Here is a 25,850-nt window from a genome sequence, read left to right as displayed (position 1 = left end):
TTAAAACCACTTATCGTCACATATTGACGTTTATCTCATCATGCTGACAACAAACACGTTCTTTGTTAACGTGTTTGTGTTGGTTGTTTTTCCATATTGTTTTCCCAAACATGACGGAAAAGCCACTGTGCATCCGAAATACCTTATCGAAAGGCGCGCATATTTTTTGCTGCGCCTATTTTTTAGACAACATTCCAAAATGAAATCCAATTCGAACGATTGAAGGATGATAATTGTAGTTTCCTCGACAATTATCACTCTTATTCATCTATATAGATGTATCGATTTGCCTTGATAAAAATTAACATCGTCTAAGACTCAAGAGGCACGGGCAAATGACTAATAATTCCACATATAAACATTTTGATATCTCCAATATCAGTTACTCAGTCCTTTTATGTCTTGTAATTGCTTATCTCACCCAATTTCTATTTGAAGGCTCGTATCTCTACCACGTCGCTATCTCTTTCGGGTATGGCGTTAGTTTTACCATATCCAATAATTTCATCTCAAAAACATATCCCAATAAAAATAGTTGGAAGAACATCGGTTTAGCTACTTTGGTGGGAATGCCTATTGGTACGTTAAATATGTTGCTTTGGATGTACAGTCACAAAGGTTTAACTCGAGTTGATAGCATATTGCCTGCACTGACTGTCACCGTGGTCATTGCTTTTTGTATGGCTTACTTTTTCATTACTCGGGCACGAGTTGCTAAAGCAGAGTCACAATTAAAGGATATTAAGCTCCAACAAATTGAACAAGAAAAAGCGCTTATCAATAGCCAATTGAGAAGCCTACAGGGACAAATGGAGCCTCACTTCTTGTTTAACACCTTAGCCAACATCCAAGTTCTCATTGATAGCGACGCTCAAAAAGCAAAAAAATTACTCGAAAAAATCACGGATCTGCTCCGGGCAAGCCTGAAGCAACAACGCAAAGACACCATTTCGCTAACAGATGAATTACGTCTTCTTGATAGTTACTTGTCTATTCAACAAATACGCCTTTGTGACCGAATGGGCTATACCATTTCATTGGATGATTCCATTTCACCACAAACACTTATACCCCCATTTCTGATTCAACCTGCTGTTGAGAATGCCGTCGTGCATGGCATCGAACCGTCCATCAAAGGGGGGCATGTTCAACTGAATTTCTCCAAAGAAGGCAATACGATAACGGTTGAAATAACAGACAACGGCATTGGTTTCAATGACGCATCAAATGGTCATGGGCTAAGTATGAAAAACGTGCGACAACGTCTTTGTGCTCTTTATGGTGATGGTGGGAAATTAGAACTTATTCCTCATAGCAGAGGTGGTTTCACGACGAGGATTTCTATTCTATGCGAGCAGTGATAGCTGATGATGAACCGTTACTGCGTCATCATTTAAGTAAATTACTAGGTGAACTCAGCTCATCTATTGATGTGGTTGCCAGTGCTAAGGACGGGATTGATGCAGTTGAAAAAATCAAAGCACTCAAACCCGATGTGGTATTTTTAGACATTAGAATGCCAGGGCTAAATGGCCTAGAGGTCGCTAGCATCATTAATGATCTAAATGTGCTACCCCATATCATTTTTGTCACCGCTTACGACCACTATGCCATCGAGGCCTTCGAGCAAGGCGCGGTAGACTACCTCGTTAAACCCATCGACAAAGCTCGATTGCAAAAGACATGTGAGCGACTTGCCAATCAGCAAGAGCAATCTCTAAATCGTGACGATTTGCTCAGCATTCTGGCGCAAGTACAAGTAAAAAAAGAAACGCCTTTAACTTGGCTAAAAGCCGCCAAGGGTGAAGATATTCACCTCATTCATGTTGATGATGTCGAATACTTTAAAGCCGAAGACAAATACGTAACTGTGGTCACAGAAGACGGCGAATATATCATTCGAACACCGCTAAAGAGTCTATCCAATAGTCTGTGCAATAACACTTTTTGGCAAATACACCGCTCAATTGTCGTTAGGGTCTCTTCAATCAATCGCGTTTCTCGAGATATCACTGGAAAAATGGTTGTTGAGCTCAACAACAGCAATATCAAACTGCCTGTCAGCCGCAATGCCAATACCCTATTCAAACAAATGTAACTAAAGACCGATACCCTTACCTTGATGCTAATGCCCACCAGCAAGATGTCCTTTGCTTCTGGGCCTTAAGGGCATTTATCTAAGTGATAAGACAGGCAATTACCATTCATCGCAAAGATTCACCGTTTGTCGCACAGCCCTTTTCAATATCACAACTGGCGATAAAGTAACCTTACTGACCAAGCATGTTGAACACACTTGGTACTAATCAGAAGCCAACGATATATTAATGGAGTCAAGGATATGACCTTTAAAAACAATCTATTTGGTCGGTCACTGATCCTCGCTATCGTTGTACTAACCAGCATCTTTCCCATTTGGTTCGCGCAGGTCAACGCCGACCCTGCTCCTAGAACACTGCAAGACTTTTTTATCGACGCATCCTCTGGCGAGAGTAAAGCGAGAGAAGTTGTTCTTACCTCTGTCGCTAGCCTATTGAGACAATACCCCAACGATCCGCTACTCACCGCATACTATGGCAGCACGCTAAGCATGAAGGCGCGAGATTCTTGGTTCCCTTGGAAACAAAAGGAATACATTGAGCTTGGCTTTGAAAATCTCAATAAATCGCTAATGCTATTGAGCATAGATTCTTATTCCAAGCCATATTATGGACTTAACGAAGGTATATTCATTCGTTCAATTGCCGCCATTACATTCGTCAATAGCCCCGAGCACCTCCATCAAAAAGAACGTGGCTATGAGATGTTGAAACACATGATGGCTTCTGAACATTTGCAAAACTATCCTTTTGGACCACAAGCATGGATACATATTGGTGCAGTTGAAGCAGCTCTAGACATGAAAGAGAACGACATGGCCAAGATGTGGGCCCAAAACATGCAAAAACTCGCTCCTACACATCCTATGACCAAAAAAGCACTTTCACTCACCAGCAAGGCTTAATCAAAGCACTATACTTAAACAACCTGAAGATGCAGGATTCAGCGAGCATCTTCAGATTGCTTGGGTATACATTCCATCCTTTCTTTCCCAAAGCGTAAATACGCGAGTATCTATGCATCGATCGTCGAAATTTTCCTATTTGCCCTCAGCTGAATATCACGCACTCTCTGGCAACTTTTTCAGGGTTTTGGTGGTCTTATTCAAGTCACGTTAATATTCGAAATGTTAACGTGAGCGTCCATCCTAAGAAGTATAAAGCTTGATAGGACACTGACACGCCCCCAAAGCGAAGACCGCTCATGCTTAGCAACCTCGCACTTGCGAAGCAAAGATTTCACTGAACCTGAGAGAACACTATGTACTTACGTCTGATTTCACTCTTTTTCATGCTGACATTAGTAGGATGCGCAAAAAATGTTTATACCGATTATGATCAACAGTATGCGTACAATGACATTCAGTCATACGAGATTGTTGGCCCCGAAGGTTCAAGCCCTTCATCGCTTGACGATGGACGTGTGAAGCAAGCGGTGAGTGCGGAGCTAGCGGCAATGGGACTCACTGAAACTGACAGCGAGCCAAACGTGAACGTTCGTTACTTTATAGAACCCAAAACCGAGAATGTCGCTTTTGGCTCATCCGTTCGTTTTGGTTATGGCTCACGACGATTCGGGATGGGCTATGAAACGCCAACACGCTATGAAGAACGAAGCTACGGACAACTCGTTGTTGAAATGGTAGATCCAATGTCCAATCAAGTGATTTGGCGAGCAGTATCGAAAAGAAAGCTAACGGATAGAATGACGCCTTCGAGTAAAAACGCGTTAATAAAAGAACAGGTTAAAGAAATGTTCGAAGAGTTTCCGCCTATACCCAAGTAGCTTAATGCTTCACCCTAGAAGATCGGTGAATATTCAATGACAGGGAAGATTGCTTAATGACAACTGATTTGCTTATTACCAATGCCGTCATTCGAGGCCAAAACTCTCCGTCCAACATATTGATAAAGAAGGGAGTGATCTCCGCCATCGACACCAATGATATCGATGTTGAATCACATATTGAGACGATTGACGCTGAAGGCGGTCTAGCTCTCCCTCCTTTTTGTGAACCTCATATTCATTTAGACACAACCCAAACTGCAGGCGAACCCAGCTGGAACATTTCTGGCACCCTGTTTGAAGGTATTGAGCGATGGTCAGAGCGAAAGGCAACGCTATCGAGTGAAGACGTAAAGGTACGCGCTAAACAGACGCTTACGTGGCAAATTGCCAACGGCGTTCAACACGTCCGAACCCATGTTGATGTCTCTGACCCGACGCTCACAGCATTGAAAGCAATGTTAGAAGTGAGAGATGAGATGAAACAATGGATTGATATTCAGATTGTCGCCTTTCCACAAGAAGGCATTCTTTCATACCCGAATGGAAAAGCCATTCTAGAAGAAGCAGTCAAACTGGGTGCCGATGTTGTAGGCGCAATTCCCCACTTCGAATTCACCCGAGAATACGGCGTTGAATCGCTGCATTTTGCCTTTGAATTAGCCCATCAATATGGTCGTCTCATTGACGTGCATTGCGATGAAATTGACGATGAGCAATCGCGTTTCGTCGAAACCGTGGCCGCGCTGGCACACAAATACAACATGGGCAATAAAGTGACTGCCAGCCACACCACTGCGATGCACTCATACAATGGCGCTTATACCTCGCGTTTGTTCCGGCTACTGAAGCTGTCTGAAATCAACTTTGTTGCGAATCCATTGGTTAATATTCACCTTCAAGGTCGCTTTGATGACTACCCAAAGCGTCGCGGTATTACTCGCGTCAAAGAGATGCTGGCATCGAACATCAATGTGTGTTTTGGTCACGATGATGTCTTTGACCCTTGGTACCCACTCGGCACGGCGAATATGTTGCAAGTGCTACATATGGGCCTTCATGTCTGCCAAATCATGGGGTACGACCAACTCAACCAATCTCTTGATCTGATCAGTCACCATTCTGCACGCACGCTAAACATCGAAGATAATTATGGGATCGACGTTGGCAAACCTGGCAACCTTATCATTCTGCCTGCAGAGAATGACTTTGATGCCGTTCGTCGGCAAGTGCCCGTTAGGTATTCCATTCGTTTAGGCAAGGTGATTGCGCAGACCCAACCTTCAGTAACATCCGTTTACTTCGATACCACAGAAAACGTGACGTTCAAACGCCAGTAACGCTCGCTGAATCCTTCTTCTGCCGTTTGTTTGGGTAAAAATAGAAGAAGCAAAAAGCAGGAGAAATTAGAAGTAAGTGCAAAAAAATCGGCGCTCTCCTAAGAAATTTGCGACTCCCTATTCAATTGATTGTGACGTACCTATACACCTGAAAAATCTGTGTGTTTAAATCACCCCATGTCATTCCAGCTAGGTTAAAACGCCATGTATCCACAAATCATTCTGCTCAATGGTACAGGTAGTTCAGGCAAAACCAGTATCGCGAAAGAGCTGATTGAAATGCTACCCGTGCAGTATCTCAACTTCAGCATAGACAGCGTACTGTACGCACTACCACCCAGTGATCTCGAAAAGATGATGGAAGGAAAAGCCATTACACGCCAAGGATATGACTATCCAACTCTAGTGCGCGGTTATCACCAAGCAGCAAAGGGACTTGCAAAAGCCGGTTGCAAACTGATCCTTGATAATGCGTGGATTCCTGACGATGAAAAACGCGACATGCTTGAAGCATTGTCTGAATTTGACGTCTGTCTAATCGGCGTGAAATGCGAGTTGAAAACGGCAAATGAACGTGAGCGTCAACGCGGTGATCGGGCCATTGGTTTAGCCGAAAGCGAATTCCCTCACGTCCATGCGAGCATGCATTACGATCTTGAGTTAGATACCACGTCTGTCTCTCCATCGACGAGTGCACAGAAAATATTGAGTAGTTTGAAAAACAGTTCAGGATTCAAAGGCGCCGATACCAGCCTTAAATCTGTGTCTTCAAAAATGGAAAGAGAATCTGACACAGAAACCATCTAGCTGCATGAAGTTAATGACGACCTAAAATTACGAGCTGACTTGGCGTGCTGTCTGCTGCATAAACAGATAGCGCCCAGTAAAGAAAGTATTAGCGCTCTGCCACCACCTCCGCCACCGGAATCGACGGTCGACTGAGTCGACGTTGTCTCAGACATTGACAATGTTGCGTCTTCGAAAGCCTCTGAGCCATATATCATCACATAGTAGGTGCCGGCGCTCATCCCAGATAGTGAGCATGATTCCTGATTTGAGCTCCCCTTAGACTGACAATCATACTCAGTCGTTGTTGGCACTACCCCTTCCCGAACATAAAGATCGGCATCACCTATCCCTCCTGATAACGAGACAGTGACTGTGCTTGTAGAGAGTGCAGATGCATTTAATGCGGTTGCGCTTAATGATGATTGATTGGACGCCAACACACCCGAGCTCGTAACGGTGAAAGAATAATAGATCGCTTCATCTTCCAAGCCTTGAAGGTTGGCAATCGGTGAATTTGGATCAATGGGCTCTGCGCGTTCTTCTGGAGGTAACGCCACACTCCCCTGCTCGATCCACAGCGTCACACCAGAATAATCACTGTACCCATGGAGCATAATGTAGACAATTTCACCAGCGTCACCTGTAACTTGGCAGGTTTCATTATTGCCATAGTAATAAGGTCTGCAATCGTAGTCTGATTGAGATGGCGCGCTCCCCTTATTCACATACAAATCGGCATCGCCATTCCCATTGGCGATACTGACGCGTACGTCATTACCAATTTCTGGCATCGTGAACGTGTAGAACAGCATGTCACCACGTGTCCCCGCAAGGTTCAAAATACTGTCGCCAATCGACAACGCTTGAGGCGGAGTCAGTACGACATCCAACTCGATAGTTGCGCCGGTAAAGCTCGTGTCTCCAACAAGCAATACATTATATTCACCGCTGCCTTGGAAGGTGATATCACACACCTCATTGTTGTCAGACCCAGTCGACGCACAGTCATAGTCAGACGGCGAAGGCCAATCATTGTATTTCACAAACATATTGGCGTTGCCCGTTCCCCCAGATAGCGTCACACTGGCACTATCCGTATTAACCGGAAGCGAGAAATAAAACGACGTTTCTGAACCAGCGCCACCACTGACGTTTGTCACAGGGACCTCATCAGTTAACTCGGTAGCATCCAAACACGCATAGACACCGACTTGCTGAAACGCATTCACAACATCCGACGTGTTATAGCCAAGGTCACTTGCAGCACGCACCACTCCACAGCCGCCATCATCGAAATTTGAGTCTGCCTCCCAATAAAGTTTGTTGGCAAACGCAAACGCTTCAAACGCTTTTCGGACATCCCATCCGGAGGTTGTCGCTAAGAGATAGAAAGCGCGATTAAATACACCGCTAGAGTAATGAACATCCATGCCCGAATAGTATTCATTTGCATGATCAATGGAGCGTCCGTCATCCGATGGCGTGACAAAATATCGCAATCCAAGTCCAGTTTTAAATATGTCCGAACCAACAACCCAGTCAGTGGTGCCCTTCCAAAAATATTCGGCCGCTTCACCCGCGATATCAGAGAAGGATTCATTGATGCCCCCCGACATTCCCGAGTAAATCAAATTCGAGTTCTGGCTGGTAAATCCGTGGCTCACTTCATGTGCAGACACATTAACATCCACTAAGGGATAAAAGGTGCTGTAGCCGTCGCCAAATGTCATTGAAGAACCATTCCAAAAAGCATTTTCATAGTTACTGCTGTAGTGAACACGCATGACCAACTGAAATGTCAGCGGTGACATACTTAGCCAATCGTTATACATATCAAACACTAACTGGCCAAAGAAATGCGCGTCATTAAGCGGAGAGTAAGCACCATTTATGGTTTTGTATGAATTGGTATTACTCGCGTCATTACACGTATAGGAATAAGCCGTCGACCCAGAAGTACCATGGTTTAAGTTGACGGTTTTCACGTTGGCATTTTCCATCGTGCATGTCGTACCCACTTTATCAACAGCAAAGCCTGCATAATCAGAACCGAAAACGTATTGCCCAGTTTTCTCATTGCCACCAGGGCCGCCGCCGATATCAGACGCGTGCGCCAGACCTTCCCACATTTTCAAGATTTCGCCCGTCTTAGCATCAATGTAAGCATGAGGGCGAGTGGGTTTTCTCGTTGGCATGAAAAAACTCACTTCATACACGAGATGGGGCTGGCTGTTTTCATCAAGCCATACAAATAGCTCACTCGACTCGTCTTCTGGCACGACGATATTGTTGTATGGTGCGGAGGTGGGATACTGATTTTTTAGCAGTTGTTTTGCTCGATGATGGCTAACAGAAGGCGATGTCTTCGTTAAATTCTGGGACAGTCCTACAACGTGCTTACCTCGTGCGTTCGAGAAGCCATTAATGTCTTTGTCAGACACTACCCGCCCTTTTCGCACAGGCAATCCTTGATAATATTGTTGGTGTTTGGTCTTAACTTTGCCGTTAGGAAGCACGACGGTTTCTGTTGGTACGAAACCCGAGAAAGACGAACGTTGTGTTGAATAACGCCCCTGTTGCACATCTGACAATAAAGAAGCATCACCATTAACTGATTCCACCACGGTCCCGTTGGCTGATTCAATGGAGAGTATTGCTGAAAGTATCACCAAGCATTGGCACCGGAGTATCTTCATTAAGCCACCAGAATCTAAAATAAGACATATGGTCTCTATTTAATAATGGTAGAGGTTTTGGATTTGATAAAGTCAGATACAGCAGTTCTCATGGTTTATTTTTTGTTCGCTGATCGCCCAGTAATTAGGCTTCTTTGCAACCGTTTGATGCCGAATATCTTTTGAGTTATTTCTAGTCGATGCCCCCAGAAAACACAGTGGAAAAGGAGATGGCTCTCTCTCACCGCAAACCTTCGGTGAACACGCTAATTGAATGCGACAACCTATGCCCATGTAACCTGAAGATGCAGGATTCAGGTTACATGGATATAGGCGTAATTACGCTGATCTCAAAACAGTCGCCTCCCTCTCTTGATAAGACAGTATATAGTCAGTAGTGTGGCAAAAAAGGTTTCTACCTATTGAATATATTCGTATAACAGGAAACGCCAGTGGAACAACTTCAGTCGCTCATCACGTTCTTTACTGAACACAAATTTCTCCTCACCTTACTGATCATTTTCGTTATCTGGACCATTCGGCGCATCATGATCAAGCTCATATGGGGCGAGACCAACTTCCTTAGTGAAGAGCAACGTAAATGGATATCACAGACAAAAAATGGCTCTTTTACGATTCTTCTCATCGTCATGTTTTTGGTTTGGCGATCAGAAATCAACGAGTTCGCATTGTCACTCACCGCCATCGCAGTCGCAGTTGTCGTGGCTTCAAAGGAAATCATTCTTTGCTTTACAGGTTCGATCCAACGAGCAAGTTCTCGCTCATTTCAGATAGGGGAATGGATTGAAGTGGGCTCACTGTGTGGTGAAGTGATCGAACACAATCTAATGGCAACCAAAATTCAAGAGATTGACCTTCACCATGGCACTTACACCTACACGGGCAAGACCGTCACCTTTCCTAACAGCTTGTTTTTCACGACACCAGTGAAAAACCTAAACTTTATGAAACGCTATGTTTATCATGAATTTAAGATAACCGTAAAAGAGACCGCAAACCTCTACCCAATGGTCCCAAGTTTGCTCGCACGCATTGACGATCATTGTGAAGATTTCTACGAAGTCGCCACACGATACAACCACATGATTGAGCGTCACGCTGGTGTGGATTTACCCGGTGCAGATCCTCATATCCACGTCACATCAACCGATCTTGGCGACCCACAAGTTCACATACGCTTATTCTGCCCGACCGAACGTGCGCCAGAATTAGAGCAGATGATCAGGGAAGATTTCATGACGCTTTATTGCGAACGAATTCTAAAACAAGCTCCGGTTGCGATCGCTGATGATCTCCTATCTGAACTCGATTCAAACGCTCTTCACTGCTAATTCTCGCTAATACACCTCACAATGCTGTCTGATATAACAGACAGCACTGTGTCTTGTTTACCTGTCAAACCTGCTGCAATGCACACTTTCTAAGTAAAAAAATCATCATTCCTCATACTAAAAAGTACTTTTATTCACTGCTTTTATTCACAGGCGCCTTTTTTTGTACTTACATTGTTAAACAGATGTTAACAACAACCGATGTTCATCTTAATAACCATGAGGAACTAAAAATGCTGTCTACAAGGAAAACGTTAACTGCCTTTGCTGCATGCTGTACCGCTTTCTCAATGTCTGCATACGCAGCGACTGAGTTGACCATTGCAACGGTCAACAACGGTCACATGATTGAAATGCAGAAACTTAGCGAAGAGTTCGAAAAACAAAATCCCGATATAAAACTCAACTGGGTAACACTGGAAGAAGGTGTACTTCGCCAACGCGTCACGACTGACATTGCCACCAAGGGTGGGCAGTTTGACGTGATGACTATCGGTATGTACGAAACGCCAATCTGGGGCAAGAAAGGTTGGTTAAAAGAAATCGAAACAGACGATGCTTATGATGTCGATGATCTTTTACCTGCCATGCGCGCAGGCCTCTCGGTAGACAACAAACTGTTTGCGGTGCCATTTTATGGTGAAAGCTCGATGGTGATGTACCGCAAAGACTTAGTCGACAAAGCGGGCATGACAGTACCTGATCGCGCCTCATGGGGACATATCCAAGACGTTGCAGCTGCCATCCATGATCCAGACAACGGCGTTTACGGAATTTGTCTCCGTGGTAAGCCAGGCTGGGGTGACAACACAGCATTTGTCACAACCATGGCGAACTCATTTGGTGCCCAATGGTTTGATGAAGATTGGAAGCCACAATTAAACTCACCTGAATGGAACCATGCAGTTAGCTTCTATGTAGACCTTCTCAGCACGTATGGTCCTCCAGGTTCAAGCTCTAACAGCTTCAACGAAATCCTTGCGCTGTTTAACGAAGGCAAATGTGGCATGTGGATTGATGCGACTATCGCTGCGTCATTTATCACAGACCCAAGTCAGAGCAAGGTACACGACAAAGTCGCTTTCGCTCAGTCCCCTGTTGCCGTTACCGACCGCGGCGCTAACTGGTTATGGGCATGGGCGTTGGCAGTACCTGCAGCAACGAAGAATGTCGATGCTGCGCAGAAGTTCGTGACTTGGGCAACGTCAAAAGACTACATCAAACTTGTGGCTGAGAAGAACGGTTGGGCAAGCGTACCGACAGGTACACGCCAATCAACGTATGACACGCAAGCATTCCTAGACGCAGCATCATTTGCTGAAGCGGAACTGGCTGCCATTAACTCAGCAGACCCATCAAACAGCACGCAGAACCCAAGCCCGTATATTGGTGTTCAGTTTGCTGCGATCCCTGAATTCCAAGCGATTGGTATTGCAGCAGGACAACAGTTGTCTTCTGCCCTAGCAGGAAAAACCACAGTAGAAAAAGCGCTTCAAAGTGCTAACAAGTCAGCGGATCGCGAAATGCGTAAGTCTGGCTACTACAAGTAATACGCACCTCCCTTTGCCGGGCAGCCCTCTGCCCGGCTTCATCTTCCGTTTATTGGTAGTCGCTCATGCAAAAATGGTTGCCTCGACTGTTGGTTGCCCCATCCTTTATCAGCTTGCTGCTATGGATGATCGTCCCGCTCTCTATGACGATTTATTTCTCAACCATCAGATATAACCTGCTTTACCCCGGAGAGAACGAGTTCGTCGGATGGATGAATTTCGATTTCTTCTACACAGATGACGCTTTCTGGCCGGCATTGTTCAATACCTTGACCTTGGTAGGCATGGTATTGGTGGTCACCGTACTCGGCGCTTTGTTGATTGCTATTGCACTCGACAAACCCTTTTTTGGCCGCGGGATAGCGCGCGTTTTATTGATTTCACCTTTCTTCATCATGCCCACAGTGAATGCACTGATATGGAAAAACATGATGATGCACCCGGTGTACGGTGTTCTCGCATCACTTTGGGAAAGCGTAGGATTGGAGCCCATAGACTGGCTCACCCAGTTCCCGCTGGGGTCGATTATCGCCATGATAAGTTGGCAATGGATGCCCTTTGCTCTGTTGATATTCATTACCTCGTTGCAATCGATGGACCATGAACAAAAAGAAGCAGCATTGCTTGATGGCGCAACGGGCTGGCAAGTATTCCGTTACCTCACATTGCCGCACCTAGCGCGTCCAATCGCCGTCGTCATGATGATTGAAACCATCTTCATGCTATCCATCTTTGCAGAGATATTTGTGACTACCGGTGGTGGTCCGGGCTATGAATCAACCAACCTCGCCTATCTGATCTTCGCACAAGCGTTGATGCAGTTTGATGTGGGTGTCGCTTCGGCTGGCGGTTTGATTGCGGTCATTCTTGCCAACATTGTGGCGTTCTTTCTTATCCGAGCAATCGGCAAAAACTTGGTCGCTTAAGGAGGCATCATGGCTAAAAATGTTTCACTTATTGATCAAACGGGATGGCTCAGGCCGATTATTTGCTGGGCGTTAGCACTGCTGGTGTTCTTCCCGATTTTCATGATGCTTATTACGGCATTCAAAACTGAGCAACAGGCGATTTCTGTTCCTCCAACGTTCATTTTTGAACCAACGGCTGAGAACTTTGGCATTGTTCAAGAGCGCAGTGACTACATGAAGTTTGCCATTAACTCCGTAATCACCGCTTTCGGTTCGACCATTTTGGCACTGATAATCGCTATTCCTGCCGCATACTCGATGGCGTTTTATCCTCAAAAACGCACCAAAGATATGCTGTTGTGGATGCTTTCCACCAAGATGTTGCCGGCAGTCGGCGTTCTGGTTCCTATCTACGTCTTGTGTCAGAAAACAGGGCTGTTAGATACCACCTTTGCACTGACGATTATCTACACCTTGATCAATTTGCCCATCGTGGTCTGGATGTTGTTCTCTTATTTCAAGGACATCCCGCGTGACATCCTTGAAGCCGTTCGTCTTGATGGCGCAGACACACTGGGCGAGATTCGCCATGTACTGCTGCCATTGTCGCTAGGCGGAATTGCATCAACGGCGCTGCTATCTATCGTGCTGAGTTGGAACGAAGCATTCTGGTCAATCAACCTGACGTCAGCCAATGCTGGAACCCTCGCCACCATGATTTCGACGTACTCAAGTCCGGAAGGTTTGTTCTGGGCGAAGTTGTCTGCTGCGTCCACACTCGCGTGTGCGCCTATCGTCATTCTTGGTTGGTTCTGTCAGAAACAACTGGTTCAAGGATTAACCTTCGGGGCTGTGAAATGAGTTACTTACAAGTCAAAAATTTATACAAAAAATACGGCGAAACGCTGGCACTTAAGAACATTGATTTTGAAATCAAGAAAGGCGAATTTGTGGTATTTGTTGGCCCATCAGGCTGCGGAAAATCCACCTTACTTCGCACCATTGCAGGGCTTGAATCGTCATCTGATGGCGACATTCATCTTGACGGGGAATCCATCATTGAAACCCATCCGTCAAAACGCGACGTGGCTATGGTGTTTCAAAGCTATGCGCTGTACCCCCACATGTCGGTCAAAGACAACATGTCTTTTGCGCTGAAGTTAGCAAAGCGACCTCAGCAAGAGATCGAAGAAAAAGTCGGGAAAGTGGCGAAAGCACTTAAGCTGGAAGCCCTACTCGATCGTAAGCCAAAAGCGCTCTCTGGCGGTCAACGCCAGCGTGTCGCCATTGGCCGTGCCATTGTGCGAAACCCGAAAGTTTTCTTGTTTGATGAGCCCTTGTCTAACCTTGATGCGGCGCTGCGTGTCGAAATGCGTATTGAGCTTTCGCGTCTGCATCAAGAGTTAGAGAGCACCATGATCTACGTGACACACGACCAAATCGAAGCCATGACCCTCGCTGACAAAGTGGTGATCATGAGCCAAGGTGAAGTTGCACAAATCGGCACGCCGTTGGAACTGTACCATCAGCCAGCGAGTCGCTTTGTGGCGACATTTATCGGTACGCCTAAGATGAATGTCTTGCCAGTAAATAAGGTTGTGGATGGTGACAAACTCACTGTTCAATTTAACGATGACGCTAACATTCAGTTGTCCAAATCTGCCTATGAAGATCGTGCAGTGTCTTCTGCCAGCATTGGTTTTCGTCCTGAATCGCTAACTCTTTGCGGCCCCGAAGACGGCGACTTAAAGGGCGACGTGGAAGTTATCGAGCAACTAGGCAGTGAAACACTGACCTATGTCCGCACATTAAGCGGAGAAACCATCGTGGTGCGTGCCGATCCAATCCACACACCGAAACTGCGTGAAACCATCGGTATAAAGCTCGATTCAGAAAAAGTGTACTTATTTGATAGTGATGATAAAGCCACCAACATCTACGGTGAGGTAAGCCATGTCTGAAAACAATCGTCTCGTCCATTTTGGCATCGGTGCTTTTCACCGAGGCCATCAGGCCTATTACCTCCAATTGCTGAACGATACGCTACCAGAAGACGAGCGCTGGTATTACACGGACATCAATCTTCGGCAGGAAACACGAGCGATCCCAACGGCACTGAAAAAACAAAACGGCAGTTACCACTTTAAACGTATTGCGCCAGACGGGTCGGCACAATTCATTAAAATACGCAGTATCAATGCCGTTGAAGATGCATCTGAAAACGCAGGTGTCATTGCCCATGTGCTCAATGATGACAAAGTCAAAGCCATTACCATTACGGTGACCGAAGGCGGTTACTATTTAACGGACAGTGATGACCTTAATCTCACCCATGCTGAAATCGCCCATGATGTTGAAGTAATACGCCAACAACACGGTCAACCTAAAACACTATTTGGTTTTCTCGCATTGGCGTTATTAGCACGCCAAAAAATGCCGCACGGTGCCATCACCGTTGCGACTTGCGATAACCTGCGCGATAACGGTAATAGGCTCAAGAAAGTGTTCTATCAGTTTGTTCAAGCCGCACAACTCACTGAGCTTGAAACTTGGCTTGATGATAACGTGACCTTCCCGTGTTCCATGGTAGACAGAATTACCCCCGTCCCTCCTGCTTCATTGCTTGAAGACGTAAAACTGCACACGGGCATGGACGATGCGTGTCCCATCATGGGGGAGGATTTTGAACAGTGGGTCATAGAAGACAATTTTGCCACGACTTTCCCGCCGCTAGAAAAAGTAGGCGTGACTTTCACCAACAATGTTCATGCCTTTGAAGAAGCGAAAATTCGCATTCTCAATGGCGGTCATTTCTTGCTTTCCTATGTTGGGGCTTTGCGAGGGTACATAACCTATGACGAGAATATTCGTGATTCAGAACTCAATGAATGGCTCAAGCAGTATCACCAAAACGAAGTGATACCGACCATTTACGATCGCCCGTTTGATCTCGAGGAATATCGCGCAATTATCATTTCCCGTTTTAGCAATAGCTACATTGCAGATTCCATTGAGCGTATCGCGATGGACAGTATCAGTAAGTTTCCGCAGTTCATTTTGCCTACGGTGAAACTCAACCTCGATCGCGACTACATGCCAACAGCAGCGGTTAACTTGATCGCTCACTGGTACTGCTTCCTTCACCTCAATCTCAGTGGCCGTTTTACGTTCAACTATAAAGACCCTTACCTCTCGGTCGCACAACGTTGGATGGAAAGCCCTGAGCCTATCGAAGCATTTCTCAGTGACCCAGACATTTGGCAGGGACTAACCTCGCGTTTTCCAATGTTCCACCAAGCCCTTGCAAGCCAGATCCAGCAAACCTTAGACAGCTACGAGGAGCGCTACCCATGACACTCGCCATTGAGCAACATGGAAAACCCATACTTCAAGGAAAAGTGGCGCTGTTAACCGGCGCCAATGGCGGTATTGGTCTTGCTGTCGCCTATGCGTATCTCGCCAGCGGCGCAAAATGTGTGATTGCTGATTTACCCAAAGAACCGTCAACAGGTGTGTCAGCGTTGCTTGACCAATACGGTGACAGCCTTTGTTACTTGCATGCCGACATTACCGACGCCGATGCACGCCGCCACTTGGTCAGTTCGACGGTGTCTCAGTTTGGCGCTATTGATGTGCTGTTCAACAATGCCGCCGTGTTTGACATGGGACCATTGCTTGAAGCGACGGAGGCTCAGTTTGATCTACTTTTTGACGTCAACGTCAAAGCCATGTTCTTTTTGATGCAAGACGTCGCAAAGGAAATGGTACAAGCGGGTAACGGGGGGAAAATCATTAATATGGCGTCACAAGCAGGCCGTCGCGGTGAAGCGCTAGTGGCGCATTACTGCGCAACCAAGGCTGCAGTGATCAATTATACTCAATCTGCCGCCTTAGCGTTGGCTGAACACGGTATCACGGTGAACGGTATTTCCCCCGGCGTGGTTGATACGCCCATGTGGGACAACGTTGATGCGTTGTTTGCTAAATATGAGCACCGCAAGTTAGGCGAAAAGAAGAAACTCGTTGGTGAAGAAGTTCCTCTCAAACGTATGGGCGTGCCCAATGACATTGCTGGCACCGCGTTGTTTCTCGCTTCACCCCTATCGGATTACATCACTGCCCAGACATACAATGTCGACGGCGGCAACGTCATGAGCTAGCTGTATGACAACATACCTTGGTATTGATATTGGCACCTCTGCGGTCAAAGTCCTTCTCGTTGATCAACATGGCAGTGTTCTAGATAGCCACTCAGAAGCGTACGGCATCGACTCTCCTCAACCGATGTGGAATGAGCAAAATCCCGACGTATGGTGGCACGCTACCTGCTCGTCAATGCATTCACTGAAAGCGCGAAATACCGCAGCTTGGCAAGGCGTCGCTGCCATCGGGTTGTCAGGACAAATGCACGGTGCCGTATGCTTAGATCAACAAGGTCGGCCTTTACGACCCGCAATCCTTTGGAACGACGGACGGGCGTTCGAACAGAGCCAAACACTTAATCGTCAATGTCCTAACATCGGCCACATTGCCGGTGTGCCTGCAATGCCGGGATTCACTGCGCCTAAGTTACTTTGGCTACATGAGCATGAACCCGAATTATTCCAGCGAATCCACAAAGTGATTTTACCGAAAGACTACGTTCGCCTTCAGCTCACGGGCACTTACTACACCGATGTCAGTGACGCCGCGGGAACATTATGGCTCGATGAAGCCAAACGTGACTGGGATGATGACATCCTTCAAGCCTGTTACCTGAAGCGATCGCAAATGCCGCAACTCATAGAGGGCAATGAAAGCAGCGGGTCGCTATTAGATAACATTGCAGAAGAGCTTGGGCTTTGCGCTGATGTCATCGTTGTAGGTGGTGCGGGCGATGCATCCGCTGGCGGTATTGGTATTGGCGCGATCAATGAAGGGGACGCGTTTCTATCTCTGGGTACGTCTGGGCAAATATTTGTCGCTAAAGAGCAACACACCGCCAACCCAGAAGCATACATCCATGCGTTTGCGCATGCCCTACCAAAACGATGGTGTCATATGGCGTGCCTACTTAATGGAGCAAGTCCGTTGAGTTGGTTCGCGTCAATCACATCAACGCCCATTGCGACCCTGCTTGAAGAAGCAGAAGCTCATTACAACATACATCAAACCGTTTATTTTCTCCCCTATCTCACTGGAGAGCGCACCCCCCACAATAATCCTTTTGCGACAGGCACTTTCGATGGCCTAACTGCTCACACTCGGCGGGATGACATGGCCGCAGCGGTTTTGGAAGGCATCGCTTTTAGTTTTCGAGATTGCATAGAAGCACTCAACCAAAGCGATCGCCCTTTGACTGCGCTCGGTGCGATTGGTGGTGGAACAAAAAGTACTTTCTGGCTTCAAATTCTTGCTGATGTATTGAATGTATCGATACACAAGTATCAAGGCTCAGAAACAGGGCCCGCTATGGGGGCAGCTAGGCTTGCCATACTGGGGCATACTCAGCAAGATATTGAAGCGATATGCGCAACACCTAATATCGAGAGAACATTTGTTCCGAACCAAAGTCGGCACCGTGTTTATTTAGAGAAGCATGCACACTTTAGCAAACTGTACCAAGCATTGCTGCCCACCTATGGACACACAACTTGGTAAGGAAGGAAACCCTAATGTCAGCTGAAAAAGATCCAGTTTGGGAATTTATTCAGATTGAAGATAAGTCGGTGTTCTACAAAGAACATGGGGTGCCTCATCACAGCATCCACTGGCATGTTCATGAGCAATATGAATTGCATCTCATCGTAAAAACCAATGGTAAAGCCATGATTGGAAACCATCTTGGCCCTTTCTCACCCGGTCAACTGACGCTGGTTGGACCTTGGTTACCCCATAATTGGGAAAGCCAGTTAACACCAGGGGAAACTCACGAACTTCGTGACATGGTGATATTGTTCAAACCCGACTTGTTTTACACGGCGGCAAAGTCGTTCCCAGAACTCGTCCAGTTTGGTCCGCTTTTGGAACAAGCAAAAATGGGTATCGAGTTTTTAAATGTGCCGTTTGACACCGCAGTGGAACACTTCATGAAGGTGAAAGAAAGCCAAGGTGTCACGCGATTAATTCACTTTCTTTCTTTTATCAACTACCTGAGCCAAAGCAATACGCGCTTACTTTCAAATATGCCAGCGTCGGAAGTAAAAGATGCGGGTACCTTGCAAAGTCGAATAAACGAAGTGGTGAACTATGTCATGCAAAACTACCAACAACCACTTCGTTTAAAAACACTGGCCGATAAATTGGGAATGTCAGAATCGTATTTCTCTCGTTTTTTTCACCAATCATCTGGACACCGATTCACCGATTTCGTCAACCGCGTTCGAATCCAGCGAGCCTGCGTCTTGTTAAGTGACACGAGTGACACCATCGCTGATATTAGCCAAACTGTTGGTTTCCATAATCTTGCCAACTTCAGCCGACAGTTCCGCCGCATCAACGGGCTTAGCCCCTTGGCTTACCGCAAGAAACATGCATCTCAAACTCGCGGCGTTAACCTAGACTTGTCTTAGTCAATGATACTTTATCGATGCCACTACTGGCGTTGAGCATACAAAAAGGTGCGTCTATGGGTGCTCATTGAAACTCTGGATCTGGCCAGTTTTGGGTATCTGTGCTTTTTCCAGATTTCCATTTTCGAGGAATCGAGTTAAAGCGATGCTGGCATCACAATAGCTCTGTTTTTCAGAAAACACCGCTCGCGCAACGTCTATACCCTCTTCAGCCAGCCGCCTTTCTTCCATCGATTGTCGACTATCACTGAATACGATTTGTTGTTGTAGTAATTGTGTTCGAAGTTTATCGCGGCAAACAGGTTCACTGGTATTCACCTGTTGATGAACATATTTGTCAGTGCTGAACCCAACTCTTGAGCTGGTTAAGTACTCAGCGGAAAATGCTTCAGGCGCACCCAAAGTGAACAAACATGCAGCAAGCGAGATAGAGAAAGGTCGAATAAGAAACAACATCATACTTATCAGCCATTTATGATGTTCAGCATTATTCCATAAATGCGCGTGATTGTTTATACCCAGCAACCTGAAGATGGACGATTTCAGGTTGCTTGGGTATAGGACCCGAAAGTCTAAAGCAAATCAAATTCCGCCAGTGACATCTATGATGCTTCCTGTCGTAAATGACGATGCATCAGACAAAAGAAAACAAATAGCCTCAGCCACTTCTTCTGGAAGGCCACCACGTTGCAACGGAATTCTGTCTTGAAGGCGCTCAATACGGTTTGGTTCCCCGCCATCTGCATGGATATCGGTATGAATTAACCCCGGGCGAACGCCATTCACTCGAACACCTTCCCCTGCAACCTCTTTAGATAGACCAATGGTAAATGTATCCACCGCACCTTTACTTGCCGCGTAATCAACATACTCGTTAGGCGAGCCTAATCGAGATGCCCCAGAAGAGACATTCACAATCGATCCACCCATGCCGCCATACGACCGTCCCATACGTTTTACCGCTTCTCGCGCACAGAGCAAGGTGCCCGTCACATTGGCGAGCAGCACGCGATTGATGCGCTCGGCGCTCATGTCGACCAGCTTGCTTTGTGTGAATAAAATGCCTGCATTATTCACTAGCTGCGTCAGAGGTAAACCGACCTCATCAATACGGGCAAAGAGCTTAAGTACATCGGCTTCTTGTGAAACATCGGCTTGAACAGCGAAAGCTCTCCCACCCGCCTCAGTAATTGATTTAACGACGGCAAGCGCTGCGTCTTCTCTGGCATGAAAGTTTACACAAACAATATATCCTTGAGCGCTAAGCTGACGTGCTGTTGCCGCGCCAATGCCACGGCTTGCCCCTGTTACGAGTGCGATTGATTGATGCGTACGACTCACTTATTTCTTCCCTGAATTTGGAAAATCGATCGATTCAATATCTACAACTTGCCAAGGTCGCCCTTGGTTTCGGAAAATTCGCTTGTTGAGTCGCGGATAGTCCGCCTCATCATGGGCAAGACGCTGTCCTACAACGATGCAGCGCAATGTACTGTCGCCATTATTGACCATGGTATGCGGCAGCCCGCCCGCCGGATAACCAATAAAGTCACCCTCAGACACCGGATAAGTCTCTTCCCCAATGGTCACTTCTGCGTTCCCAGAAAGCACGTATACACATTCATCTTCAAAGTAATGAACGTGGAATTGCGTCGACTCATAGGAGGGTTCTATCTCAACGATGTGGAAGCCAAGGCCCGTTAACCCTGCCAAGTCACCGAGCGATTTATTCGTCCTTATGGCGTTAGGGTTTAAAAAGTGAGTTTTCGTTATCCCTTCCATGGCCTCAATGGTTTCTTTTTTTACGATATAGTCGCTCATCACCACTCTCCAGTTGTCGCACGTTATTGTCTCCAGCATATCAATACTGGCGAAGTAATGAACAGGCAATAAGAAGAACTTACGTCATCGCAGAAGGATAAAGTGCGACTCATATCGAAGCGAGAACACCGACGAGTCCACGAAAAGAGGTGGACACGTGAAATCCTCACGTTTTGGGGCAGGATAGTTGAAGAGTATTATCCCCAAACAACCTGAAGATGCAGGATTCAGCGAGCATCTTCAGATTGCTTGGGTATAAGCAAGAATTCAATGTAATTGAGGAAAAAACGAAGCATCAAGTTCGATTCTCTCTCCGTTCAAAGAAGCAGGATTCATCACATCATCAAAACGTGGATCAGACAGCATTTTCTCCATGCCTTGATCACGAATCTCTCTTGATGGCCACACAATCCAAGAAAACAAAACGACGGACGCCGTTAATGGATGGCTCGCCCTTGATCGAGTGACATCGCCATCTTCGCAATGCACCACGTTCAACGCACCGTATGCTCTCATCAACGGAATGACAGACTGAACGAGTCGTCGGTATATTTCTTTATTCGTTACGGGCAAGGCAGTAACTAAGCCATCAACATAAAGCACGATCTCTTTCCTCTACGCAGAGTAACGATGGTCGCAGCCAAAAAGCGACATCATGATCAAGCCACTGACAAAATGCTTTACTTGGCGGGATACCCAAACAGTTTGAGTAAAGACGTGCGTGCGCACGACAAACTGCTGAATAAAAAGCCAAATTCGAGTAGTCGAATTACCTACACCTCAGGGAGGTTAAGGTCTGCTACTTGGAGAGAATTGTAATGCAGGCGCTGCAGTCAGAAATGACTCAACGATGAGAAGTGCAAACAGTTTCTTATAGCGTATTGGTTTCGTTGATGAATGAAGTTCAAATAAAAATACGGTTGAGTAAGATGAGACCAAAGTAGAACGAAGGACAGTCGCCGACTCGATCTCATTTACCCTTACCAAATACTTTTGAATTGCTCGATAAGATAGATGACATCAGGGCCAATTTCGCCAAAGTCCTTCTCATCTAATTTATGGTCAAGAAAGTCGTTGTAACCACGCAGTTTCTTCCTATCAAATTGCTCTAGGTTTTTAAAACCCATGGACCAATCTGGAAAGTTACGTTTCGTGATTTCACTCCTATCAAGTACCACGACGCTTGAGTGGCGTTCATCTTGTTGTATTTTGCAGAACAACGTTTCTACCGTGTCCTTTTCGCCTTCCAATATCTGAAAGAAATTGCCTTTCGCATAAAGTAATAGTCCACCGACGTTAACGCTCTCATTGTTAGATCTCGCTTTGCCCAACAACTGCATCAACTTAGACTCAGAGAACTCACCGGTTGCTGCGCTTGCATAGATCAAACGAATCATTCAAACCTCCAAAATGCAACTATACCCAACAATTTCAACTTGCCGGAAACCAGCATCTTGAACCGGATTGGGCATATCATACTGTTAAATATGTGATTTATAGTTATCCATTGAGTGTAGCAGTTGGTAAGAATCTAATAGGAGGTATACGCGAAAGCGCAATCGTAATCGCAGAAGGACTAGGGAATATCTGACTGAAAAATCGACACAGGGATACGCAAATCTTTGCCGGTTTGCTCAAATAGCTTGAATGCCGCCGAAATACGATGACCGCCATCTTGCAGGATATACGTTTTGCCACAAGCACACCGAATCAACTGAATCGCCTCATTGATCCCTTCACCTTGTTTAAGGCTTTTTAACACGGATTTGAATCGACTATCTTCGCCGCGCAACCAGTGGAGATCCATCTTTATAATCTCACTGACAGGAATGAATTCCATGTGCTCTCCTTATTCACTCAGTCAACACAGTATGACGCGCATACGCATCACAGTGTCAGTTAATAGTGAGAAAAAGCTATTCGTTCGCAACAAGCCACTTCTTAAGCAGCATCGCCAATTGTGCTTGTTCTTCTTCCGTCAACGCGAGAAGCATCTGGCGTTCATTTTCCACATGCGCTTCCACCACGTTGTCGATTAATGCCAACCCTTCCGCAGTCAGCGTCACGAGACAGCTTCTTCGGTCAGCTTCACTCGCTTGTCGCTCTACCAACCCACGTTTTACCAAACCATCTACACGTGTGCTCATTGCACCAGACGATAACATCAATGTTTGATATAGCTCAGTGGGCGTCACGGCTTCACCTACTCGCCTCAACGAAGCAAGAATATCAAACTCTATGCTGCTCAATTCATGCCGTTTATAGACCTCTTCAAGTTTTAGCGTCATCAAATGTCTGGCGCGTCCAACTCGTCCAATTACGCCCATTGGTGCGCAATCTAAATCGGGCCTTTGTTTCTTCCATTGCCCCAATATTGTTTCTACATGATCCATCATTGACTACTCATCTACCACTCACCGAAATATCTTTTACAAAAGATACTTGAACAAAAGTTAAAAAGCGAATAGTTTATCTTTTAGAAAAGATACTTTTTAATAAGAAACCCTTAACCAATAGGAAAGCTGAGGAGCTCAACGTGGCAAACTACTTACTCGCGGCACTCGTCCCTTTACTTTGGGGAAGCACCTACGCAGCAGTCAGCCTTTTCTTACAAGATTTATCACCTTTTTGGGTCGCAGTTTGGCGGGCATTGCCAGCGGGTTTGCTTCTATTGTTGCTAAAACCTGGTAAGCCCCCTCTCCCTTGGGGACGAATGACACTGCTTAGCGTGTTCAATATTGCGGCTTTCTTTCCATTACTCTTTATTGCCGCATATAAACTGCCTGGTTCTGTTGCAGGTACCCTCGGTGCAACACTTCCCCTTCAACTCATGTTCATGCAGTGGTTAATAGAGGGGAAAAAACCCGAACTTACAATGCTGCTATTAGCCATCATAGGTCTTGGTGGTGTTGTGCTGATACTCAACCCGAGTGCGGATATCGACCCCATTGGCGCTGCAGCGGCTCTCACCGCGACCGCGTTGGTAGCAAGATCGTCGTTATGGCTCAAGAACTGGCCTGTCACTGACATTTTTAGGCTAACCGCATGGCAACTCACGCTCGGTGGGCTGATCTTGATCCCCATTGCGTTTATGGTTGAAGGCATGCCAAAAGCGATTACCTATCATGAATTGCCAGGTCTATTGTGGGTTATCTTGCTAAACAGTTCGTTTGCCTATTGGGCGTTCTCACGTTCCATCAAAAAAATTGGCCCCGACGCCATGGCCATGATCAGCATGCTAAACCCTGTCGCAGCGGTTAGTTTAGGTATTCTGCTCGTTGGCGAGGTGCTAGGTCCTTATCAGTGGATGGGAATTGGTGTGGTGATAATCAGCCTGATGTTGATGGTAAAGATGAAACAAAAAGCAGCACGCGCTGCAAAGCTTTGCTCTGCCTAAACGTCAACAATGCATAACTCACGAAGAGGAAAAGCCCTTGAGCGGCTTTTCTCTTCAGCTCACAGCCAATGCCAATGCCAATGGGCCGCTAGAGCGACACAAATTTAAGATAACTCCCAAACAAAACACGCTAGTTGTGTGACCAACCTCAGAAATCAACGCTCGCATGCATACATCAACAACTGCCCCGCGCTTGAATCATTCCTCCATAAATCAAGTGCAACTCAGTGAATAACATCAGCATTAAAAGATACCAAGGTTGATTATCACCCACTTACACCGAATGCCATTCCTTATTCTCCAACATAGCAAACTTGAACAGCACCGAAACACAGTGCTAAATGCAGATTGTTTTTAGTTTTAGGAGGAAATGATCATGGAAATACGGATAGATGATTTAACGGGCAAAGACATTCAAGCTCTCCTCCAGCAACATCTGAAACGAATGCATGAAATTAGCCCAGCAGAAAGCGTTCATGCTCTTGACTTGTCTGGGTTACAAAGCCCCGACGTGACGCTTTGGAGTGCATGGATTGAAGGCCAACTTGCAGGCTGCGGCGCACTTAAACAAATCAGCCCTAATCATGGCGAAATCAAGTCGATGCGTACCTCAGAAAATTTTATTCGTCGAGGCGTCGCTGCGAACTTGCTCGCACATATTCTTCAAGAGTCACGCAGACGCCAATACTCGCGTCTAAGTTTAGAGACGGGCACTGAAACTGAGTTTGAACCAGCGAGAAAGCTATATGAACGCTTTGGTTTCGAAATCTGTTCGCCGTTTGCTGACTACGTGGAAGACCCTAATAGCGCCTTTTATACACGAGCACTTCAGCAGTTCAGTCCAGCCCTCTAAATTCAGCAAAATAGACGTTTGATTCAGAAGAGCCTATGAACCCAAGAATTGAGATTGTTGACTACCATCCCCGATATACCGAACAAACCATTGAAATGTGGCGCTTGAGTAAAGAAAGAGCGTTAGGCATTCCTGAGGTACATGACCTTGATGCCCATCGCTACTATTTAAACAGAATTCTTGCAGCAACCAACCGAGTCTACCTTGCTATTGAACGCAGAACGGGGCGGGTATTAGGAATGATAGCCGCCAACGATGACTTTATTACGCAGCTTTATATTGCTCCCGGCTCTCAAAGAATGGGCTTTGGTTCCTTGCTCGTGCAGTTAATCAAAGACACAAGCCAAGGCGATCTTAAACTTTATACTTTCAAAATTAACCATGGTGCTCGTTGCTTCTGGCAAAAGCACGGTTTTGTTGAATGCCAAGTTGGCCAGCACCATAATGAGGAAGGGTTAGTCGATATTCTTTGTGAATGGCGTAATGAGGCGGCATACGGTAACCTCAACTACGCCTAGTTCTGCCCCAATACTTTCGTGATTAATCCCAGATTGAACGAGGAAAATGGCGATATTTTTAAGCTAAAATATCGCCTAATTTAATCCACATATCACCCTGTTACTTCAAGCAATATCGGGCCTCCTCGCACCTTCGGTTTGGCGTTAAACTCATCCCGATTTCGCCACTGCCATACCTTTCTAGCCGTTCTCATTTCTATGCAATAAACTG

The 25,850-nt window shown here is 46.1% G+C and carries 26 protein-coding genes; 18 read left to right on the top strand and 8 right to left on the bottom strand.

Going from position 1 to position 25,850, the window contains the following annotated elements; all coding sequences use genetic code 11:
• Window positions 1–335 precede the first annotated feature (335 nt).
• The 6 genes from Q365_RS0114320 (at window position 336) to Q365_RS0114295 (ending at window position 6,032) form a co-directional block, all read left to right on the top strand.
• Window positions 336–1,361: a sensor histidine kinase gene (locus Q365_RS0114320; RefSeq protein WP_028023991.1), complete on the top strand. Its 1,026-nt coding sequence runs from the start codon at window positions 336–338 to the stop codon at window positions 1,359–1,361.
• A complete protein-coding gene (locus Q365_RS0114315) occupies window positions 1,349–2,098 on the top strand; it encodes a LytR/AlgR family response regulator transcription factor (protein WP_028023990.1) in 750 nt (249 codons plus the stop codon). The genes Q365_RS0114320 and Q365_RS0114315 overlap by 13 nt, the downstream gene beginning before the upstream one ends.
• A gap of 243 nt (window positions 2,099–2,341) precedes the next feature.
• Window positions 2,342–3,004 carry a hypothetical protein gene (locus Q365_RS0114310; RefSeq protein WP_028023989.1) on the top strand — a complete coding sequence of 221 codons (663 nt, stop codon included), beginning with the start codon at window positions 2,342–2,344 and terminating at the stop codon, window positions 3,002–3,004.
• 356 nt (window positions 3,005–3,360) lie between these two features.
• Window positions 3,361–3,885, top strand: coding sequence for a DUF4136 domain-containing protein (locus Q365_RS0114305; protein ID WP_028023988.1), 525 nt, complete (start codon window positions 3,361–3,363; stop codon window positions 3,883–3,885).
• Window positions 3,886–3,941: 56 nt separating this feature from the next.
• Window positions 3,942–5,225, top strand: a complete 1,284-nt coding sequence (locus Q365_RS0114300; protein ID WP_028023987.1) for a cytosine deaminase — start codon at window positions 3,942–3,944, stop codon at window positions 5,223–5,225.
• 204 nt (window positions 5,226–5,429) lie between these two features.
• Entirely contained in the window at window positions 5,430–6,032 is a 603-nt protein-coding gene (locus Q365_RS0114295; protein WP_028023986.1) for a chloramphenicol phosphotransferase CPT family protein, read from the top strand.
• Here Q365_RS0114295 and Q365_RS25740 read toward each other — a convergent pair.
• Window positions 6,029–8,710 carry a M4 family metallopeptidase gene (locus Q365_RS25740; protein WP_051563798.1) on the bottom strand — a complete coding sequence of 894 codons (2,682 nt, stop codon included), beginning with the start codon at window positions 8,708–8,710 and terminating at the stop codon, window positions 6,029–6,031. The genes Q365_RS0114295 and Q365_RS25740 overlap by 4 nt on opposite strands.
• Window positions 8,711–9,141: 431 nt before the next feature.
• Here Q365_RS25740 and Q365_RS0114285 point away from each other — a divergent pair, with 431 nt between their 5' ends.
• From Q365_RS0114285 to Q365_RS0114245, 9 genes are all read left to right on the top strand, one after another.
• Window positions 9,142–10,041 (top strand): mechanosensitive ion channel family protein, encoded by a 900-nt coding sequence (locus Q365_RS0114285; RefSeq protein ID WP_028023985.1) that lies wholly within the window; start codon window positions 9,142–9,144, stop codon window positions 10,039–10,041.
• A 233-nt stretch (window positions 10,042–10,274) separates the two neighbouring features.
• On the top strand, window positions 10,275–11,591 hold the full coding sequence (locus tag Q365_RS0114280; protein WP_028023984.1) for an ABC transporter substrate-binding protein: 1,317 nt from the start codon (window positions 10,275–10,277) through the stop codon (window positions 11,589–11,591).
• A gap of 65 nt (window positions 11,592–11,656) precedes the next feature.
• Window positions 11,657–12,517 (top strand): carbohydrate ABC transporter permease, encoded by an 861-nt coding sequence (locus Q365_RS0114275; protein ID WP_028023983.1) that lies wholly within the window; start codon window positions 11,657–11,659, stop codon window positions 12,515–12,517.
• A gap of 9 nt (window positions 12,518–12,526) precedes the next feature.
• Window positions 12,527–13,360, top strand: coding sequence for a carbohydrate ABC transporter permease (locus Q365_RS0114270; protein ID WP_028023982.1), 834 nt, complete (start codon window positions 12,527–12,529; stop codon window positions 13,358–13,360).
• On the top strand, window positions 13,357–14,460 hold the full coding sequence (locus tag Q365_RS0114265) for an ABC transporter ATP-binding protein (protein WP_028023981.1): 1,104 nt from the start codon (window positions 13,357–13,359) through the stop codon (window positions 14,458–14,460). Before Q365_RS0114270 ends, Q365_RS0114265 begins: the two co-directional genes overlap by 4 nt.
• The gene (locus Q365_RS0114260; protein ID WP_028023980.1) at window positions 14,453–15,853 is read left to right on the top strand and encodes a mannitol dehydrogenase family protein; all 1,401 of its coding nucleotides are present in this window, start codon (window positions 14,453–14,455) and stop codon (window positions 15,851–15,853) included. The genes Q365_RS0114265 and Q365_RS0114260 overlap by 8 nt, the downstream gene beginning before the upstream one ends.
• Window positions 15,850–16,659: an L-iditol 2-dehydrogenase gene (locus tag Q365_RS0114255; RefSeq protein ID WP_028023979.1), complete on the top strand. Its 810-nt coding sequence runs from the start codon at window positions 15,850–15,852 to the stop codon at window positions 16,657–16,659. The genes Q365_RS0114260 and Q365_RS0114255 overlap by 4 nt, the downstream gene beginning before the upstream one ends.
• A 4-nt stretch (window positions 16,660–16,663) precedes the next feature.
• Window positions 16,664–18,139, top strand: a complete 1,476-nt coding sequence (gene xylB, locus Q365_RS0114250) for a xylulokinase (RefSeq protein WP_028023978.1) — start codon at window positions 16,664–16,666, stop codon at window positions 18,137–18,139.
• 14 nt (window positions 18,140–18,153) lie between these two features.
• Window positions 18,154–19,050 carry a helix-turn-helix domain-containing protein gene (locus Q365_RS0114245; protein ID WP_028023977.1) on the top strand — a complete coding sequence of 299 codons (897 nt, stop codon included), beginning with the start codon at window positions 18,154–18,156 and terminating at the stop codon, window positions 19,048–19,050.
• 54 nt (window positions 19,051–19,104) lie between these two features.
• Here the strand turns inward: Q365_RS0114245 and Q365_RS0114240 are convergent, their stop codons facing one another.
• The 7 genes from Q365_RS0114240 to Q365_RS0114210 form a co-directional block, all read right to left on the bottom strand.
• Window positions 19,105–19,509 carry a hypothetical protein gene (locus Q365_RS0114240; protein ID WP_245621553.1) on the bottom strand — a complete coding sequence of 135 codons (405 nt, stop codon included), beginning with the start codon at window positions 19,507–19,509 and terminating at the stop codon, window positions 19,105–19,107.
• A 123-nt stretch (window positions 19,510–19,632) separates the two neighbouring features.
• Entirely contained in the window at window positions 19,633–20,391 is a 759-nt protein-coding gene (locus tag Q365_RS0114235; RefSeq protein WP_028023975.1) for an SDR family oxidoreductase, read from the bottom strand.
• A complete protein-coding gene (locus Q365_RS0114230) occupies window positions 20,392–20,871 on the bottom strand; it encodes a cupin domain-containing protein (RefSeq protein WP_028023974.1) in 480 nt (159 codons plus the stop codon).
• A 267-nt stretch (window positions 20,872–21,138) separates the two neighbouring features.
• On the bottom strand, window positions 21,139–21,474 hold the full coding sequence (locus Q365_RS0114225; RefSeq protein WP_028023973.1) for a DUF1428 domain-containing protein: 336 nt from the start codon (window positions 21,472–21,474) through the stop codon (window positions 21,139–21,141).
• A gap of 377 nt (window positions 21,475–21,851) precedes the next feature.
• Entirely contained in the window at window positions 21,852–22,268 is a 417-nt protein-coding gene (locus tag Q365_RS0114220; protein ID WP_028023972.1) for a BLUF domain-containing protein, read from the bottom strand.
• Between the two features lie 179 nt (window positions 22,269–22,447).
• Window positions 22,448–22,711 carry a hypothetical protein gene (locus tag Q365_RS0114215; protein ID WP_028023971.1) on the bottom strand — a complete coding sequence of 88 codons (264 nt, stop codon included), beginning with the start codon at window positions 22,709–22,711 and terminating at the stop codon, window positions 22,448–22,450.
• A gap of 76 nt (window positions 22,712–22,787) precedes the next feature.
• On the bottom strand, window positions 22,788–23,267 hold the full coding sequence (locus tag Q365_RS0114210; RefSeq protein WP_028023970.1) for a MarR family winged helix-turn-helix transcriptional regulator: 480 nt from the start codon (window positions 23,265–23,267) through the stop codon (window positions 22,788–22,790).
• A gap of 140 nt (window positions 23,268–23,407) precedes the next feature.
• On the opposite strand from Q365_RS0114210, the gene Q365_RS0114205 reads away from it, so the two are divergent.
• From Q365_RS0114205 to Q365_RS0114195, 3 genes are all read left to right on the top strand, one after another.
• Complete coding sequence (locus Q365_RS0114205; protein ID WP_028023969.1) at window positions 23,408–24,268, top strand: DMT family transporter; 861 nt, start codon at window positions 23,408–23,410, stop codon at window positions 24,266–24,268.
• 376 nt (window positions 24,269–24,644) lie between these two features.
• Window positions 24,645–25,121, top strand: a complete 477-nt coding sequence (locus tag Q365_RS0114200; protein ID WP_028023968.1) for a GNAT family N-acetyltransferase — start codon at window positions 24,645–24,647, stop codon at window positions 25,119–25,121.
• Between the two features lie 35 nt (window positions 25,122–25,156).
• Window positions 25,157–25,639, top strand: coding sequence for a GNAT family N-acetyltransferase (locus Q365_RS0114195; protein WP_028023967.1), 483 nt, complete (start codon window positions 25,157–25,159; stop codon window positions 25,637–25,639).
• Window positions 25,640–25,850: the final 211 nt, after the last annotated feature.

Origin of the sequence: Enterovibrio calviensis DSM 14347, from assembly GCF_000621165.1 — a bacterium.
In the GTDB taxonomy this organism is placed as follows: Bacteria; Pseudomonadota; Gammaproteobacteria; order Enterobacterales; family Vibrionaceae; genus Enterovibrio; species Enterovibrio calviensis.
The sequence above is the reverse complement of the archived record's forward strand: the minus strand, read 5'-3'. Positions and strand labels throughout refer to the sequence as shown.